General features: G+C 70.4%; 10 protein-coding genes and 1 pseudogene. 7 read left to right on the top strand and 4 right to left on the bottom strand.

The genetic code is table 11. The features are described 5' to 3' along the window. Positions 1-361 precede the first annotated feature (361 nt). The 3 genes from IF67_RS0137345 (at position 362) to IF67_RS0137335 (ending at position 3,065) form a co-directional block, all read left to right on the top strand. The gene (locus IF67_RS0137345) at positions 362-1,090 is read left to right on the top strand and encodes a ComF family protein (RefSeq protein WP_078889879.1); all 729 of its coding nucleotides are present in this window, start codon (positions 362-364) and stop codon (positions 1,088-1,090) included. Between the two features lie 293 nt (positions 1,091-1,383). Next, entirely contained in the window at positions 1,384-2,070 is a 687-nt protein-coding gene (hpf, locus tag IF67_RS0137340) for a ribosome hibernation-promoting factor, HPF/YfiA family (RefSeq protein ID WP_030076773.1), read from the top strand. A gap of 233 nt (positions 2,071-2,303) precedes the next feature. Next, complete coding sequence (locus IF67_RS0137335) at positions 2,304-3,065, top strand: response regulator (RefSeq protein WP_030993340.1); 762 nt, start codon at positions 2,304-2,306, stop codon at positions 3,063-3,065. Between the two features lie 132 nt (positions 3,066-3,197). On the opposite strand, the gene IF67_RS0137330 is transcribed toward IF67_RS0137335, so the two are convergent. Beyond that, positions 3,198-4,427 (bottom strand): winged helix-turn-helix domain-containing protein, encoded by a 1,230-nt coding sequence (locus IF67_RS0137330; protein WP_051819072.1) that lies wholly within the window; start codon positions 4,425-4,427, stop codon positions 3,198-3,200. Positions 4,428-4,561: 134 nt separating this feature from the next. Beyond that, complete coding sequence (locus IF67_RS0137325) at positions 4,562-5,185, bottom strand: GNAT family N-acetyltransferase (protein WP_030993336.1); 624 nt, start codon at positions 5,183-5,185, stop codon at positions 4,562-4,564. 251 nt (positions 5,186-5,436) lie between these two features. Between IF67_RS0137325 and secA the strand changes: the two genes are divergently transcribed. Then, complete coding sequence (gene secA, locus IF67_RS0137320) at positions 5,437-8,259, top strand: preprotein translocase subunit SecA (RefSeq protein ID WP_030993335.1); 2,823 nt, start codon at positions 5,437-5,439, stop codon at positions 8,257-8,259. A gap of 101 nt (positions 8,260-8,360) precedes the next feature. Here secA and IF67_RS42570 read toward each other — a convergent pair whose 3' ends face one another. Next, the gene (locus IF67_RS42570) at positions 8,361-9,236 is read right to left on the bottom strand and encodes an Rv3235 family protein (RefSeq protein WP_107050368.1); all 876 of its coding nucleotides are present in this window, start codon (positions 9,234-9,236) and stop codon (positions 8,361-8,363) included. 295 nt (positions 9,237-9,531) lie between these two features. On the opposite strand from IF67_RS42570, the gene IF67_RS0137310 reads away from it, so the two are divergent. From IF67_RS0137310 to IF67_RS0137300, 3 genes are all read left to right on the top strand, one after another. Further along, complete coding sequence (locus IF67_RS0137310) at positions 9,532-10,038, top strand: DUF6912 family protein (RefSeq protein WP_030993332.1); 507 nt, start codon at positions 9,532-9,534, stop codon at positions 10,036-10,038. Positions 10,039-10,131: 93 nt separating this feature from the next. Then, on the top strand, positions 10,132-10,794 hold the full coding sequence (locus IF67_RS0137305; protein ID WP_030993329.1) for an HAD family hydrolase: 663 nt from the start codon (positions 10,132-10,134) through the stop codon (positions 10,792-10,794). Between the two features lie 471 nt (positions 10,795-11,265). Next, positions 11,266-16,227: an NAD-glutamate dehydrogenase gene (locus IF67_RS0137300; protein ID WP_030993328.1), complete on the top strand. Its 4,962-nt coding sequence runs from the start codon at positions 11,266-11,268 to the stop codon at positions 16,225-16,227. 124 nt (positions 16,228-16,351) lie between these two features. On the opposite strand, the pseudogene IF67_RS43455 reads toward IF67_RS0137300, so the two are convergent. Continuing rightward, positions 16,352-16,466, bottom strand: a pseudogene (locus IF67_RS43455) (ABC transporter ATP-binding protein); the annotation flags it as partial.

The following is a 16,466-nucleotide window of genomic DNA, read 5'->3' as shown; positions in this document are numbered from 1 at the left end:
GAGCGGGGCGGTGACCGTGAGCGTTCGCCGGTGGCCGGTGGCCGGTGGCCGGTGGCCGGTGACGGGTGCCCCGTGACGTGGGTGACGCAGGGCCGGTCCGGCGCCGATGGCGAGGTGCCCGCCGGTCCAGGGCCGGGGCGTGCGGCGGGCTCGGCCTGCCGCGATGTGCCATACGGCTGATCCGCAGCCCGCAGCCCGCAGCCCGCAGCCCGCAGCCCCCGTCCCCAGCACCCAGCAGGTCCGCACGTCCCCAGCGCCCGACGTCCCCAGTAGCTCCCCACGTCCCCGTTCCGCACGTCCGTGGCGGCCATGGTTATCCACAGGGGTGGTGGCCGGGCGTGGACGGCGGGACAGTGGAGTTATGCAGGGGGTGTGGCGCGAACTGGCCGCTCTGGTGCTGCCGGTCGACTGTGCAGGGTGCGGCCGGCCGCGCACGGAGCTGTGTGCGGAGTGTCGTCGGGTGCTTGCGCGGGACGGGCGCGGGGCGCGGCGGGTGCGGCCGTGGCCGAGCCCCGTGGGGCTGCCTCGGGTGTGGGCGGGGGCGCCGTACGCCGACGAGGTGCGGGCGGTGCTGCTGGCCCACAAGGAGCGGGGTGCGCTGCGGTTGGCCGGGCCGCTGGGAGCGGTGCTGGCCGGGGCGGTGCGCGGACTGAGGGCGGGCGACGGGCCTCAGCTGCTGGTGCCGGTGCCCTCGGCCCGGAGATCGGTGGCCGGGCGGGGTCATGATCCGGTGCGCAGGATTGCGCTGGCGGCGGCCGGGGAGCTGCGGCGGGCGGGGACGGAAGTCCGGGTGCTCGCGGCGTTGCGGCAGCGGCGTGTGGTGGCCGACCAGGCGGGGCTGAGCGCCCGGCAGCGGCTGGCGAATGTCGCCGGTGCCCTGGAGGTGCCGGGCGGGGCCGGCAGGCTCCTGGCGGGGCGGTCAGCCGTACTGGTGGACGATCTGGTGACCACGGGGGCGACGCTCGCTGAGGCTGCCCGGGCGGTCGCGGCGAGCGGTGGCCGGGTCGGCGGGGCGGCAGTGGTGGCGGCACCCCGGGGTGCCTTCGCAGTCGAGGGCGAACCGATGGAGCCAATATCACGGGGAAAGTAGGTGAGGAGGAAAAGTCACCCAAATGGAGCCGGGGGCTCCGAGGGGGTGCCGACATCCGTCCGGGAGAGCTATGTTCGGTTGTGAGGACTTGGCGAGTGTTTTGCCTCGAATGTCGGGATGAATGCGTTCAGGGGCGTTTGCAGCGATCCTGAAAACGGGGGAGTGGAGAACGGGTCGTCGGGGGAGGAGGAGGTGAAAGTCGCCAAGTCCGAGGCTTCGGCAACCACCGGAGCCTGGTGCAAGAAGGAATTGCTCCGCTTGATGAGCGGAGCGATCCGGGAACGGAGTTCTGCGTGGACATCGTCGTCAAGGGCCGCAAGACAGAGGTGCCCGAGCGGTTCCGCAAGCACGTGGCCGAGAAGCTGAAGCTGGACAAAGTCCAGAAGCTCGACGCCAAGGTGATCAGCCTGGACGTCGAGGTGTCCAAGGAGCCCAACCCGCGGCAGGCCGACCGTTCCGACCGAGTGGAGATCACCCTCCGCTCCCGTGGCCCGGTGGTCCGGGCCGAGGCCGCCGCAGCCGATCCGTACGCCGCGCTGGATCTGGCCACCGCGAAGCTCGAGGCGCGTCTGCGCAAGCAGCACGACAAGCGCTACTCGCGTCGCGGCAACGGCCGCATCCCGGCGAGTGAAGTCGCGGTCAGCGTGCCTGACGCCGCGAGCCTGACACCCAACGGCGAACTCGCCGCCGACGTCGACCAGAAGGTGCCGACCACCCGTATGGGGTCGATCGACGTCCAGGGTGAGGGACCTCTGATCGTCCGTGAGAAGACCCACTCGGCCGCGCCGATGCTGCTCGACCAGGCGCTCAACGAGATGGAGTTGGTCGGGCACGACTTCTACCTCTTCGTCGACGCCGACACCAAGCTGCCGAGTGTCGTCTACCGGCGGCACGCCTACGACTACGGCGTCATTCACTTGAACCCCGACTTGTTCGGGGAGGAGGAGCCCGGCGGCGCAGGCGGCGCGCTGGGCGGCTGAACCCCATCCGCTCGGTGCCCCCGGCGTACGCCGGGGGCACCATCGTGCCCGGAGGAGCCAGGAGTTGAAGCCGTATAGTGTTTGTGCCAGCCAGGGAGCGTGTGGGCACGAAACGGCGACATGCCGGGGAGACGGTCGTATGGCATTGATCGGGCTGGCCGCAGGGGGCTGTTGTCAACCAGCCTTATTTCCAAGCTCCGGTCTTACGGCCGAGTAGTTGACGGGGAGGACCAATGGGGGACAGTTTCGGTCCCGTGCGCGACGCCGCGGACGATGACCACAACGCTGCCGGGGGCGACGACGAGGCCGGCCGGGCCGTCGGCGTGCCGCGCAAGGAGCCGATCCGGGTCCTGGTCGTGGACGATCACGCACTCTTCCGGCGGGGTCTGGAGATCGTTCTGGCCCAGGAAGAGGACATTCAGGTCGTCGGCGAGGCGGGGGACGGCGCGGAGGCGGTCGACAAGGCCTCGGATCTGCTGCCCGACATCGTGCTGATGGACGTGCGGATGCCCAAGCGCGGCGGAATCGAGGCGTGTACCTCCATCAAGGAGGTGGCTCCCAGCGCAAAGATCATCATGCTGACGATCAGCGACGAAGAGGCCGATCTCTACGACGCGATCAAGGCCGGAGCCACCGGCTACCTCCTCAAGGAGATCTCCACCGACGAGGTGGCGACCGCGATCCGTGCCGTGGCGGACGGGCAGTCGCAGATCAGCCCGTCGATGGCGTCCAAGCTCCTGACGGAGTTCAAGTCGATGATCCAGCGCACGGACGAGCGCAGGCTGGTGCCCGCGCCCCGGCTCACCGACCGTGAGCTGGAGGTCCTCAAGCTGGTCGCCACGGGCATGAACAACCGCGATATCGCCAAGGAACTCTTCATCTCCGAGAACACGGTGAAGAACCACGTCCGCAACATCCTGGAGAAGCTGCAACTGCACTCCCGGATGGAAGCGGTGGTGTACGCGATGCGGGAGAAGATCCTCGAGATCCGATGAGCGGGCCGGTCGGTGGGGGAGCGTGCCCGATGCCCGATGCCCGATGCCCGATGCCCGATGCCCGATGCCCGATGCCCTCGATGTGCCGGGTGACCGGGGGCCGGTCGTGCCCCCGGCGTCATCGGCCGGCGTCTACTGGTCACTCATGTGGGTGAGTTCCGCGCGCAGGGCCTCGGCCAGCTTCTGGTCGTCGCAGCGCTCGACGCGTACGGAGTCGCAGCCCACCCAGCTCGCGGCCTCCTCCAGCGCACGGGCCATCGGGATGACGGCCTTGGAGCCCTGCATGGAGACCTGGCGGGCGACGAGGGTGGTGCCCTCGCGGGCCGGGTCCACCCGGCCGACCAGCTGACCGCCGGCCAGCAGCGGCATCGCGAAGTACCCGTGGATCCGCCGGGGGCGCGGGACATAGGCCTCCAGGCGGTGGGTGAAACCGAAGATCCGCTCCGTGCGCGGCCGGTCCCAGATCAGGGAGTCGAAGGGCGAGAGCAGGGTCGTGCGGTGCCGGCCGCGGGGCGGGGCGGCCAGCGCGGCGGGGTCGGCCCAGGCGGGCTTTCCCCAGCCCTCGACCTCGACCGGGACCAGCCCGGAGTCCGCGACGACGGCATCCACCTGCTCGGCCTTGAGACGGTGGTAGTCCGCCAGGTCGGCGCGGGTGGCCACCCCCATGGCGGCCCCGGCCTGCGCGACCAGACGGCGGAGGCACTCGGTGTCGTCCAGATCGTCGTGGAGCAGAGCGTCCGGGACGGCGCGCTCGGCGAGGTCGTACACACGCTTCCAGGCGCGGCGTTCCGTACAGACCACGTCGCCGGTGTCCAGCAGCCACTCCACCGCGATCTTGGTCTCGGACCAGTCCCACCACTCGCCGCCTTTCCGCCCGCCTCCCAGCTCCGAAGTGGTGAGCGGGCCATCGGCCTTCAGGCGGTCCAGCACGGCGGCACAGGAGCGCTCGGAGTCCTCCATGACGTGCCAGCGGTGGCCCTTGGCGCGGCGGGCACGCCGGCGGAAGGCGAAGTGCGGCCACTCCTCGATGGGGAGGATGCAGGCGGCGTGCGACCAGTATTCAAAGCTGTGCGGCGGTGCCGCAGGCGCGTCAGAGGGAGCCGGGGTCCAGTAAGCGGCCTCGACGGCGTCACGGCCCACGGCGCCGAGCCGGGCGTACGGCACCAGCTCGTGGGAGCGGGCCAGCACCGAGATCGTGTCCAGCTGCACTGCGCCCAGCTGCCGCAGCAACCCGCGCACACCCGCCCGGCGGTCCGGCGCCCCCAGCAGCCCCTGGGCCCGCAGCGCCAAGCGCCGGGCATCGTCGCGGGACAGGGTGCTCACAGGCTGCGGCAGAGGCGGTGGCTGCGTCACGGCGGTCATGCGGCAAAGGGTAGGGGCGGGCACTGACAACCGCCCCGGGTACGGGAATCACCGCTGGTGGTGACGGTGCCCGCGCACCCGGACGAGTCGGTGGCGGCGCGGCGGGGGCGCGGCCCGGTCCGCGCCGGCGGGGGTCAGCCGGGGTAGGGCAGATACGGCGTCGTGTCCGGGACGGGAGTGTCTGCGGCGCCGGACGGTGCGGTCGTTCCGGGCACGTCGGACGGGAGCAGGGAGCCGATCCAGGCGTCCCGGCGGGTGCCCTCGTACACCAGCTTGGCGCGCAGGGTGCCTTCCATGTGGAAGCCGAGGTTGCGGGCCACTGCCCGGGAGCCTTCGTTTCCGGCCTCCGCGTGCCACTCCAGGCGCTCCACCCCCAGGTCGCGGAAGGCCCAGTGCACCACCGCGCGGCCCGCCTCGACGGTGTGGCCCCGGCCGCGGTGCTCCTTGGCCGTCCAGTAGCCCAGCTCGGCCTGCCGTTCGGGGGTGTGCAGCCGGCTGAGGCGTACCAGGCCCATCGCGCCCACCAGGGAGCCGTCCGCCCGGGAGACCAGGGCGAAGTTGTACGTGGTGTCGTCGCGCCAGCCCTCGGGGACGACCGTGCCCACGAACTGCTCCGCGTCCTTCACCGCGTACGGTGAGGGGATACTCGTCCAGCGCAAAATATCGGGGTCCTGGCACGCGGTATGCACCGCGGGCGCATCGGAGGGCTCGAAGGGACGCAGCACAAGGCGCTCGGTGGCGAGGGAGACGGGCTTCATGACGTGAGTCTGCAAGGTTGCGGAAGGCGTGGCGAAGGGTTTTCGGCTTGATTCCCGGCACCCGCCCGGCACCTTCTCGCGGCCCCGTGCGTTCACGCTGGGGAGGGGACACCGGGGTTCGCTGCGGCGTACCTCCCGGCCCGGCGGCGTCCTCCTTTACGATGGCCGTTGCGGCGGGGCCTGCCCCTTGGAAAAATGCCGCGCCCGCGCACTCGACCGTGCAGGCCCGACCGGCAAGGAGACCAGCCCAAGTGTCCGTCTTGACGAAGATCATGCGTGCAGGCGAAGGAAAGATCCTGCGCAAACTGCACCGCATCGCGGGCCAGGTCAACTCCATCGAGGAGGATTTCGCGGCTCTCTCCGACGCTGAGCTGCGGGCGCTCACGGATGAGTACAAAGAGCGCTACGCCGACGGCGAGAGCCTCGATGACCTGCTGCCCGAGGCGTTCGCCACGGTCCGTGAGGCCGCCCGGCGGGTGCTCGGCCAGCGCCCTTACGACGTCCAGCTGATGGGTGGCGCGGCCCTTCACATGGGGTACGTGGCCGAGATGAAGACCGGTGAGGGCAAGACCCTGGTCGGTACCCTCCCCACGTACCTCAACGCGCTGTCCGGCAAGGGCGTCCACCTGATCACGGTGAACGACTACCTGGCCGAGCGCGACTCGGAGATGATGGGCCGGATCCACAAGTTCCTGGGCCTGACGGTCGGTTGCATCCTCGCCGACATGACGCCGGCCCAGCGTCGCGAGCAGTACAACTGCGACATCACCTACGGCACGAACAACGAGTTCGGCTTCGACTACCTGCGTGACAACATGGCCTGGTCGCAGGACGAACTCGTCCAGCGGGGCCATAACTTCGCGGTCGTCGACGAGGTCGACTCGATCCTCGTCGACGAGGCCCGTACGCCGCTGATCATCTCCGGCCCGGCGGACTCGGCCACCAAGTGGTACGGCGACTTCGCCAAGTTGGTGCGCCGCCTCAAGCGGGGCGAGGCCGCCAACCCGCAGCGCGGCATCGAGGAGACCGGCGACTACGACGTCGACGAGAAGAAGCGCACCGTCGGCATCCACGAGTCCGGTGTCAGCAAGGTCGAGGACTGGCTGGGCATCGACAACCTGTACGAGTCGGTGAACACCCCGCTCGTCGGTTACCTCAACAACGCGATCAAGGCCAAGGAGCTCTTCAAGAACGACAAGGACTACGTCGTCATCGACGGCGAAGTCATGATCGTCGACGAGCACACCGGCCGTATCCTCGCCGGCCGCCGCTACAACGAGGGCATGCACCAGGCCATCGAGGCGAAGGAAGGGGTGGAGATCAAGGACGAGAACCAGACGCTCGCCACGATCACCCTCCAGAACTTCTTCCGCCTCTACGACAAGCTCTCCGGCATGACCGGTACGGCCATGACCGAGGCCGCCGAGTTCCACCAGATCTACAAGCTCGGCGTCGTCCCGATCCCGACGAACCGCCCGATGGTCCGTATGGACCAGGCGGACCTGATCTACCGCACCGAGACCGCGAAGTTCGACGCGGTCGTCGAGGACATCGTCGAGAAGCACGGGAAGGGCCAGCCGATCCTGGTCGGCACCACCTCGGTCGAGAAGTCCGAGTACCTCTCCCAGCAGCTCAACAAGCGCGGCGTCGCCCACGAGGTGCTCAACGCCAAGCAGCACGACCGTGAGGCGCCGATCATCGCGCAGGCCGGCCGCAAGGGCGCGGTGACGGTCGCCACGAACATGGCCGGCCGTGGTACGGACATCAAGCTCGGCGGCAACCCCGACGACCTCGCCGAGGCGGAGCTGCGCCAGCGCGGCCTGGACCCGGTCGAGCACGTCGAGGAGTGGGCGGCAGCGCTGCCCGCCGCCCTGGAGCGCGCCGAGGCCGCGGTCAAGGCGGAGTTCGAGGAGGTCAAGGAGCTCGGCGGGCTCTACGTCCTGGGCACCGAGCGGCATGAGTCGCGGCGGATCGACAACCAGCTGCGCGGTCGTTCCGGCCGTCAGGGCGACCCCGGTGAGTCGCGGTTCTACCTGTCCCTGGGTGATGACCTGATGCGGCTGTTCAAGGCGCAGATGGTCGAGCGGGTCATGGCGATGGCCAACGTCCCCGACGACGTGCCGATCGAGAACAAGATGGTGACGCGGGCGATCGCCTCCGCCCAGTCGCAGGTCGAGCAGCAGAACTTCGAGACGCGCAAGAACGTCCTGAAGTACGACGAGGTGCTCAACCGCCAGCGTGAGGTCATCTACGGCGAGCGCCGCCGCGTCCTGGAGGGCGAGAACCTGCAAGAGCAGGTCACGCACTTCATGGAGGACACCATCGACGCCTACATCCAGGCGGAGACGGTCGAGGGCTTCGCCGAGGAGTGGGACCTGGACCGCCTGTGGGGCGCGTTCAAGCAGCTCTACCCGGTCAAGGTGACGGTCGAGGAGCTGGAGGACGAGGCCGGCGACCGCGCGGGCATCACCGCCGATTTCATCGGCGACGCCGTCAAGGACGACATCCACGAGCAGTACGCCGCCCGCGAGGAGCAGCTCGGCTCGGACATCATGCGGGAGCTGGAGCGCCGGGTCGTGCTGTCCGTCCTGGACCGCAAGTGGCGTGAGCACCTCTACGAGATGGACTACCTCCAGGAGGGCATCGGCCTGCGGGCGATGGCCCAGAAGGACCCGCTGGTCGAGTACCAGCGCGAGGGCTTCGACATGTTCACCGCGATGATGGAGGGCATCAAGGAGGAGTCCGTCGGCTACCTGTTCAACCTGGAGGTCCAGGTCGAGCAGCAGGTCGAGGAGGTCCCGGTGCAGGAGGTGGCGGAGCCGGCCTCGCTGGACAAGGACGTGGTGCCCGCCGGTGCGGGGCGTCCGGAGATCCACGCCAAGGGCCTGGAGGCGCCGCAGCGGCCGGACCGGCTGCACTTCTCCGCTCCCAAGGTGGACGGCGACGGCAGCGTCATCGAGGGCGACTTCATCAGCGACGAGGAGGCCGGCCCGGCCCGTTCCGAGGCGGACGGTCTGACCCGTGCCGAGCGGCGCAAGGCGCAGAAGAGCAGCGGGCGTCGCCGCAAGAAGTGAGCAATGAGCAGTGAGCGGTGGGGCACCCCGGACACGGGGTGCCGGGCCGCGGAGACAGGGGCGCCCCGGCCGGAGCACGGCCGGGGCGCCCCTGTGCTCGGTCAGGAGACCACCGGGCCCCGGACGGCCGGGGACGGGCCGATGTCGAGGGCGGCGCAGCGCCACCGGGAGTCGGCGCCCAGCTCCAGCCGGAAGGCCAGGGCCCGCAGCCGCCCGTCCGCCGCGATCCGGGCAAAGGCCTCGATGACGCCGCGGCGTGGCCGGCACAGTCCGCAGTCGCGCACGACGGGGGCGGGCCCGTGCCGGCCGGCACCGCTGAGCGGCCGCAGCGGCGCCTGCGGGGCGAGCTCCGCCAGCCGGTCGTACGCGGCGGGCAGGGCATGGCCCAGCAGGGCGTGCACGGGGCGCTGGCCGCTGAGCGCGAGCACCAGTTGACGGGCGAACCAGTGATGCGGCCGGCTCTCGTGCGCCCGGCGCTGTGCCCCGGCCGTGGGCAGGGGGACGCCGGCCGCGGTGACGGGCGTGGCCGGGGCGCCGGTGCCGGGCCGCTGCCGGCTCGCCGCGGCGGCCAGGGCGGCGGGGCGGCCCTGGCGCGGGACGGACGGGACGGTACGAGTGGGGCCGCGGCCGGCGGATCCGGGACCGCGACCGCCCGGACCGGGGCTCCGGCGGGACGAGCCGGGGCCGCTCCCGGCGGGGCCGAGGGGGCGGCGGTCGGCGGGGGACCTACGGGGCCGGGGGACGGTGGGGGCCTCTGCTGGTGCCTCTGCTGGTGCCTCTGCCGGTGCCTCCATGGGGCGCGTACGCGGGCCGTGGACGTCTGCGGTGTCGGCGGGTGTGGTGGGGCGTGTGGTGCGTCCGGCGGCGGGTGTCGTGGGGCGTGTGGTGTGTCCGCAGATGCCGGGGGTGGCGGGTGGCGTGCTGTGCCCGATGAGGGCGGGTGTGGTGTGCGCAGTGGTGTCGTTGGTGCCGGTCATGCTGTGGATCGCCCCCGTGGTGCCGGGCCCGTGAATTACTGGGCGGTAGCTTTTGGTGGGGAACTTCGTATCGGCGCGCTCGGGGCGGAAGCAAGGCGCGGACCGGCCGGGACGAGGGGTGCGAGGAGTTCACCCTTCCGTGTCGTGGCCTTGGGCTGAGGCCTCGGGAGCGGGGTGGGGGACGGGCTCCGGGCGGGCGGCACGGGGGATGCGGGGGCGGCACGATGGGGGACTCGCGCCCGTATGCTGGCGGGACAATCTTCGGAGTCGAGCGAATCGAGCGGAAGCGGCTGCCATGCGCGTCTATGTCCCCCTGACCCTTTCCGGTCTCGCAGAGGCGCACAAGAACGGTGAGCTGGGCCCCGGTCCCTTGGACGCGTTCGCCGTCACCCCCGCGCTGCGCGAGTGGTACGTCTCGGACGACATCGAGGAGCTGGAGTACGCCGCGCTCAACCGTGCCGCGCAGGCGTCGCTGCGGCAGCTCGCGGTGCACCCGGAGGCCGCGCGGCGGCGTGTGGTGGTGGCCCTGGACGTGCCGGACGGCGCCGCGGTGGCGGATCCGGACCGGGGGCTGGACCAGTCGGCGCTGGGCGAGGTGCGGGTCGCCGGACCGGTGCGGCTGTCGAAGGCCGCGGCGGTGCATGTGGATGCCGCGGACGCGGAGGCGGACATCGCGGCGGCCGCGGCGGCGCTCGGCGCGGCGGACCAGGGCGATGACGACGCACAGTTCACGGTGGACGGCGCGGAGGACCATGATCTGCTGTGGTTCGGGGTGCAGGAGATCCCGCATCTGATCGGGTAGGGGCGGGTTGCCCGCGGACCGGGCCGCGTTGTCAGTGGCTGCGGGTATTTTTTCTTCATGGGGAAGCGCACGGGCAACGACGTGGGGGATCACATGGGGAAGCACGCCACACACATCGTCTGGGACTGGAACGGCACGCTGTTCCATGACATCGACGCCGTCATCGGGGCGACGAACTCCGCCTTCGCGGAGATCGGGCTGGAGCCGGTCACCCTGGAGTCGTACCGGGACCTGTACTGCGTGCCCGTGCCGCGGTTCTACGAGCGGCTGATGGGCCGGCTGCCGACGGACGCGGAGTGGCTGGTGATGGACGAGGCCTTCCACCGCCACTACAGCACGCACCGGCTGGGCTGTGAGCTCGCCGAGGGCGTGCATCAGCTCCTGGAGGGGTGGCAGGCGGCCGGGCGCAGCCAGTCGATCCTGAGCATGTACGGGCACGACGAGCTGCTGCCGATCGTGCGCGACTTCGGGATCGAGTCGCGGTTCGTGCGGGTGGAGGGCAGGACCGGGCCGTCCGGAGGCACGAAGAGCGCGCATATGGTGCGGCATCTGGCGGCGATCGAGAGCGTGGATCCTCGGCGTACGGTCGTGATCGGTGATGCCGTGGACGATGCCCTGGCCGCGCGGGACGCGGGGGCGCACGCGGTGCTCTACACGGGCGGTTCGCACAGCCGCGGGAGCCTGGAGGCCGCCGGGGTGCCGGTGGTCGACACCCTCGCCGAGGCGGTCGAGCTGGCGGGGGACATAACCGTCTAGCGGGGGACATCACCGTCCGGGGGCCGTGGTGCGCGTGGCGACCGGCGGGCTCATGCGCTGCTCCTCCGCGAGGCTGCCGGGTGTCCGGGCGCCACGCCACCACGCACATTCCACCCCGGCAGTCCGTTGTCCAGAAGGTCTAAGTTCGGGCCGTGGTTTTGTACGCACACGGCCCATGACGGCACCCGTGTGGAGAGCGATAGCCTTGCACCGTGATCAGCGCGATAACCCGCGGGGGCATCGAGGCCCCTGCCGTGCGCCCGGGGCACCACCGTGACCGGGCGGTCGCTGGTCGTTGCGGCCAATATTCCATGTCGACTTTGTCAAAGACCGTCGATATCGGCACGGCCCTCTCTCATCGCGGCATAGCGTCGACAGCGACAGGACACCCTGCGTCGCTGCGGCGTTGTGCGGCTTCCATCACGTTCTTCCACAACGTCACGCAACGGCGCGCGACAGGAGCCAGAGGACATGCAGACCAAGCTGGACGAAGCCAAGACCGAGCTGCTCGCAAGGGCCGCCCGGGTCGTAGAGAGCAGCCCGGCCGGGAGTAAGCACCCGGTACGGGGACTCGACCCGGACAACCTTGCGGGATACCTCCAGCGCTACTACCTGCACACCGCGCCCGAGGACCTCACCGACCGGGATCCGGTGGATGTCTTCGGCGCCGCGCTCTCCCACTACCGCCTCGCGGAGACGCGTCCTCAGGGCACCGCGAACGTCCGGGTGCACACCCCGACCGTCGAGGAGAACGGCTGGACGTGCAGCCACTCCGTCGTCGAGGTCGTCACGGACGACATGCCGTTCCTGGTCGACTCGGTCACCAACGAGCTCTCCCGGCAGGGGCGCGGCATCCATGTCGTGATCCACCCGCAGGTGATCGTCCGCCGTGATGTCACCGGCAAGCTCATCGAGGTCTTCGACTCCACCTGCGACGCGCACGGCAGGACCGGCCGGGGCAAGGGCGCGAAGCTGCCGCACGACGCGGTGACCGAGTCCTGGATCCATGTCGAGATGGACCGCGAGACCGACCGCGAGGACCTCAAGCAGATCACCGCGGATCTGCTGCGGGTGCTGTCCGACGTCCGCGAGGCCGTCGAGGACTGGGAGAAGATGCGCGCCGCCGCCGGCCGTATCGCCGATGAGCTGCCCGCCGAGCCGATCGCCGACGATCTGCGTGCCGAGGACATCGAGGAGGCCCAGGAGCTGCTGCGGTGGCTGTCCGCCGACCACTTCACCTTCCTCGGCTACCGCGAGTACGAGCTGGCCTCCGTGCCCGGTGAGGGCGGCGTCGACGAGGATGTGCTGACCGCCGTGCCCGGCACGGGCCTGGGCATCCTGCGGGCTGACCCGGTGCACCACGAGAGCGCCGACGGCCACCCGGTCTCGCCGTCGTTCAACCGGCTGCCCGCGGACGCCCGCGCCAAGGCCCGTGAGCACAAGCTGCTCATCCTGACCAAGGCCAACAGCCGCGCCACCGTCCACCGCCCCTCCTACCTCGACTACGTCGGCGTCAAGAAGTTCGACGCCGAGGGCAACGTCGTCGGTGAGCGGCGCTTCCTGGGCCTGTTCTCCTCGGCCGCGTACACCGAGTCCGTGCGCCGGGTACCGGTCATCCGCCGCAAGGTCGCCGAGGTCCTGGAGGGCGCCGGGTTCAGCCCCGACAGCCACGACGGCCGCGACCTGCTCCAGATCCTGGAGACCTACCCGCGCGACGAGCTGTTCCAGACGCCCGTCGACGAACTGCGGGCCATCGCCACCAGCGTGCTCTACCTGCAAGAGCGCCGACGGCTGCGGCTCTACCTCCGCCAGGACGAGTACGGCCGGTACTACTCCGCGCTGGTCTACCTCCCGCGCGACCGCTACACCACCGGGGTGCGGCTGCGTCTGATCGACATCCTCAAGGAGGAGCTCGGCGGCACCAGCGTCGACTTCACCGCCTGGAACACCGAGTCGATCCTCTCCCGGCTGCACTTCGTCATCCGTGTCGAGCCCGGCGCCAGCCTTCCCGAACTCACCGACGCCGATGCGGACCGTCTGGAAAGCCGGCTGGTGGAGGCCGCCCGCTCGTGGGCCGACGGCTTCGGCGAGGCGCTGACCGCCGAGCTCGGCGAGGAGCGCGCCGCCGAGCTGCTGCGCCGCTACGGCCACGCCTTCCCCGAGGGCTACAAGGCCGACAACAGCCCGCGCAGCGCCGTCGCCGACCTCCAGCATCTGGAGAAGCTCACCGGCGAGCCCGGCCGCGACTTCTCCGTCAGCCTCTACGAGCCGGTCGGCGCGGGCCCCGGAGAGCGCCGCTTCAAGATCTACCGCAGGGGCGAGCCGGTCTCGCTGTCCCGGGTGCTGCCCGGCCTGAACCGCCTGGGCGTCGAGGTCGTCGACGAGCGTCCGCACGAGCTGCGCTGCGCCGACTCCACCATCGCCTGGGTCTACGACTTCGGGCTGCGGATGCCGGAGCACATCAAGGGCGACGACGCGCGCGAGCGCTTCCAGGACGCCTTCACGGCGGTGTGGACCGGCGCGGCCGAGAGCGACAACTTCAACACCCTGGTGCTGCGGGCCGGCCTCAACTGGCGCCAGGCGATGGTCCTGCGGGCCTACGCCAAGTACCTGCGGCAGGCCGGTTCGACCTTCAGCCAGACGTACATGGAGGACACCCTCTCCAACAACGTCCACACCACCCGGCTGCTGGTCTCCCTCTTCGAGGCGCGGATGTCCCCGGACCGGCAGCGGGCCGGCACGGAGCTGACGGACGGACTGCTGGAGGAGCTGGACGGCGCGCTGGACCAGGTCGCCTCGCTGGACGAGGACCGGATCCTGCGGTCCTTCCTCACCGTCATCAAGGCGACGCTGCGCACCAACCACTACCAGAAGGACAGCCAGGGGCGGCCGCACTCCTACCTGTCCATGAAGCTGGACCCGCAGGCCATCCCCGACCTGCCGGCGCCCCGCCCGGCCTACGAGATCTGGGTGTACTCCCCGAAGGTCGAGGGCGTCCACCTCCGGTTCGGCAAGGTCGCGCGCGGTGGTCTGCGCTGGTCGGACCGCCGGGAGGACTTCCGTACGGAGATCCTCGGCCTGGTCAAGGCGCAGATGGTCAAGAACACCGTCATCGTGCCGGTCGGCGCGAAGGGCGGCTTCGTCGGCAAGCAGCTGCCGGACCCGTTGCAGGACCGCGACGCCTGGCTGGCCGAGGGCATCGCCAGCTACAAGACCTTCATCTCCGGTCTGCTGGACATCACCGACAACCTCGTCGGCGGCGAGGTCGTCCACCCGCAGAACGTCGTCCGGCACGACGAGGACGACACCTACCTGGTCGTCGCCGCCGACAAGGGCACCGCGACGTTCTCCGACATCGCCAACGAGGTCGCCGAGTCGTACGGCTTCTGGCTCGGTGACGCCTTCGCCTCCGGCGGCAGCGCGGGCTACGACCACAAGGGCATGGGCATCACCGCCCGCGGCGCCTGGGAGTCGGTCGAGCGGCACTTCCGCGAGCTGGACCACGACACCCAGACCGAGGACTTCACCGCGGTCGGCGTCGGCGACATGTCCGGTGACGTCTTCGGCAACGGCATGCTGCTCAGCGAGCACATCCGGCTGGTCGCCGCCTTCGACCACCGGCACATCTTCATCGACCCGAACCCGGACGCGGCGACCTCCTACGCCGAGCGCCGCCGGCTCTTCGAGCTGCCGCGCTCCTCCTGGGCGGACTACAACACCGAGCTGCTCTCCCAGGGCGGTGGCATCCACCCGCGCTCGGCCAAGTCCATCCAGATCAACGCGCAGGTGCGGGCCGCCCTCGGCATCGAGGCCGGGGTGAAGAAGATGACGCCCGCCGATCTGATGCGGGCCATCCTCAAGGCGCCGGTCGACCTGCTGTGGAACGGCGGCATCGGGACGTATGTGAAGTCCTCGGCGGAGTCCAACGCCGATGTGGGCGACAAGTCCAACGACGCCATCCGGGTCAACGGCGAGGACCTGCGGGTCAAGGTCGTCGGCGAGGGCGGCAACCTGGGCCTGACCCAGCTCGGCCGGATCGAGTTCGCCGCGGCCGGCGGCAGGATCAACACCGATGCGATCGACAACAGCGCCGGTGTGGACACCTCCGACCACGAGGTGAACATCAAGATCCTGCTCAACTCCGTGGTCGCGGAGGGCGATATGACGGTCAAGCAGCGCAACAAGCTGCTGGCCGAGATGACCGACGAGGTCGGCGCCCTGGTGCTGCGCAACAACTACGCACAGAACACCGCGCTGGCGCTGGCCCTCGCCCAGTCCTCCAGCATGCTCAACGCCCAGCAGCGCTTCATGCGCCGCCTGGTGCGCGACGGCGACCTCGACCGGGCGCTGGAGTTCCTGCCCACCGACCGGCAGATCCGAGAGCGGCTGAACGCCGGCCGCGGGCTGACCCAGCCCGAGACCGCGGTGCTCCTGGCCTACACCAAGATCACCGTCGCGGACGCGCTGATCCAGACCGGGCTGCCGGACGACCCCTACCTCCAGCGGCTGCTGCACGCCTACTTCCCCTCGGCGCTGCACGACCGCTTCGCCGAGCAGGTCGACGGGCATGCGCTGCGCCGCGAGATCGTCACGACGGTGCTGGTCAACGACACCGTCAACACCGGCGGTACGAGCTTCCTGCACCGGATGCGGGAGGAGACCGGGGCCTCCCTCGAAGAGGTCGTGCGGGCGCACACCGCGGCCCGGACGATCTTCGGACTGAACCAGGTCTGGGACGACGTCGAGGCGCTCGACAATGTCGTCGCGGCCGATGTCCAGACCCGGATCCGGCTGCACTCCCGCCGGCTGGTCGAGCGCGGCACCCGCTGGCTGCTCAACAACCGCCCGCAGCCGCTGGAGCTGTCGGAGACCATCGAGTTCTTCGCGGAGCGGGTGTCCGGGCTCTGGAAGGAGCTGCCGAACCTGCTACAGGGCAGCGACCTGGAGTGGTTCCAGACGATCCTGGAGGAGCTGACCGCCGCGGGCGTGCCCGAGCCGCTGGCCGTCCAGGTGTCCGGATTCTCCTCGGTCTTCCCGGCGCTGGACATCGTCGCCGTCGCGGACCGGATGGGCAAGGAGCCGCTGGATGTCGCCGAGGTCTACTACGACCTGGGCGAGCGGCTGCGGATCAACCAGCTCCTCGACCGCATCCTGGAGCTGCCGCGCAACGACCGCTGGCAGTCGATGGCCCGTGCCTCGATCCGTGAGGACCTCTTCGCGGCGCATGCGGCGCTGACCGCGGATGTGCTGTCGGAGGGCAATGGCACCTCGACGCCGGAGCAGCGGTTCAAGGCCTGGGAGCAGGCCAACGCGGCGATCCTCAGCCGTGCGCGGGCGACGCTGGAGGAGATCTACGGGTCGGAGGGGTTCGATCTGGCGAACCTGTCCGTGGCCATGAGGACGATGCGGACGCTGCTGCGCACCCACAGCTGACGTGTCAGATACGGCGGACGGCCCCGGAAGCTCAGGCTTCCGGGGCCGTCCCCGTTTCCGTGCGGTGCGCGCGGAGCCGGCCGTGGTCCGCCGGACCGGCTCCGGGGCGTGCCCAGGGCGTGTCTCAGCGGTGGTGGTCCTCGTAGGCCTTGATCACTTCGTCCGTCGGGCCGTCCATCAGCAGTTCGCCGCGTTCCAGCCACAGGACGCGGTCGCAGGTGTCGCGGATGGACTTGTTG

Source organism: Streptomyces sp. NRRL S-1813, from assembly GCF_000719605.1.
GTDB classification, from domain to species: domain Bacteria; phylum Actinomycetota; class Actinomycetes; order Streptomycetales; family Streptomycetaceae; genus Streptomyces; species Streptomyces decoyicus.
Note: the sequence above shows the minus strand (reverse complement) of the source record. Positions and strands in the feature narration are given on the sequence as shown.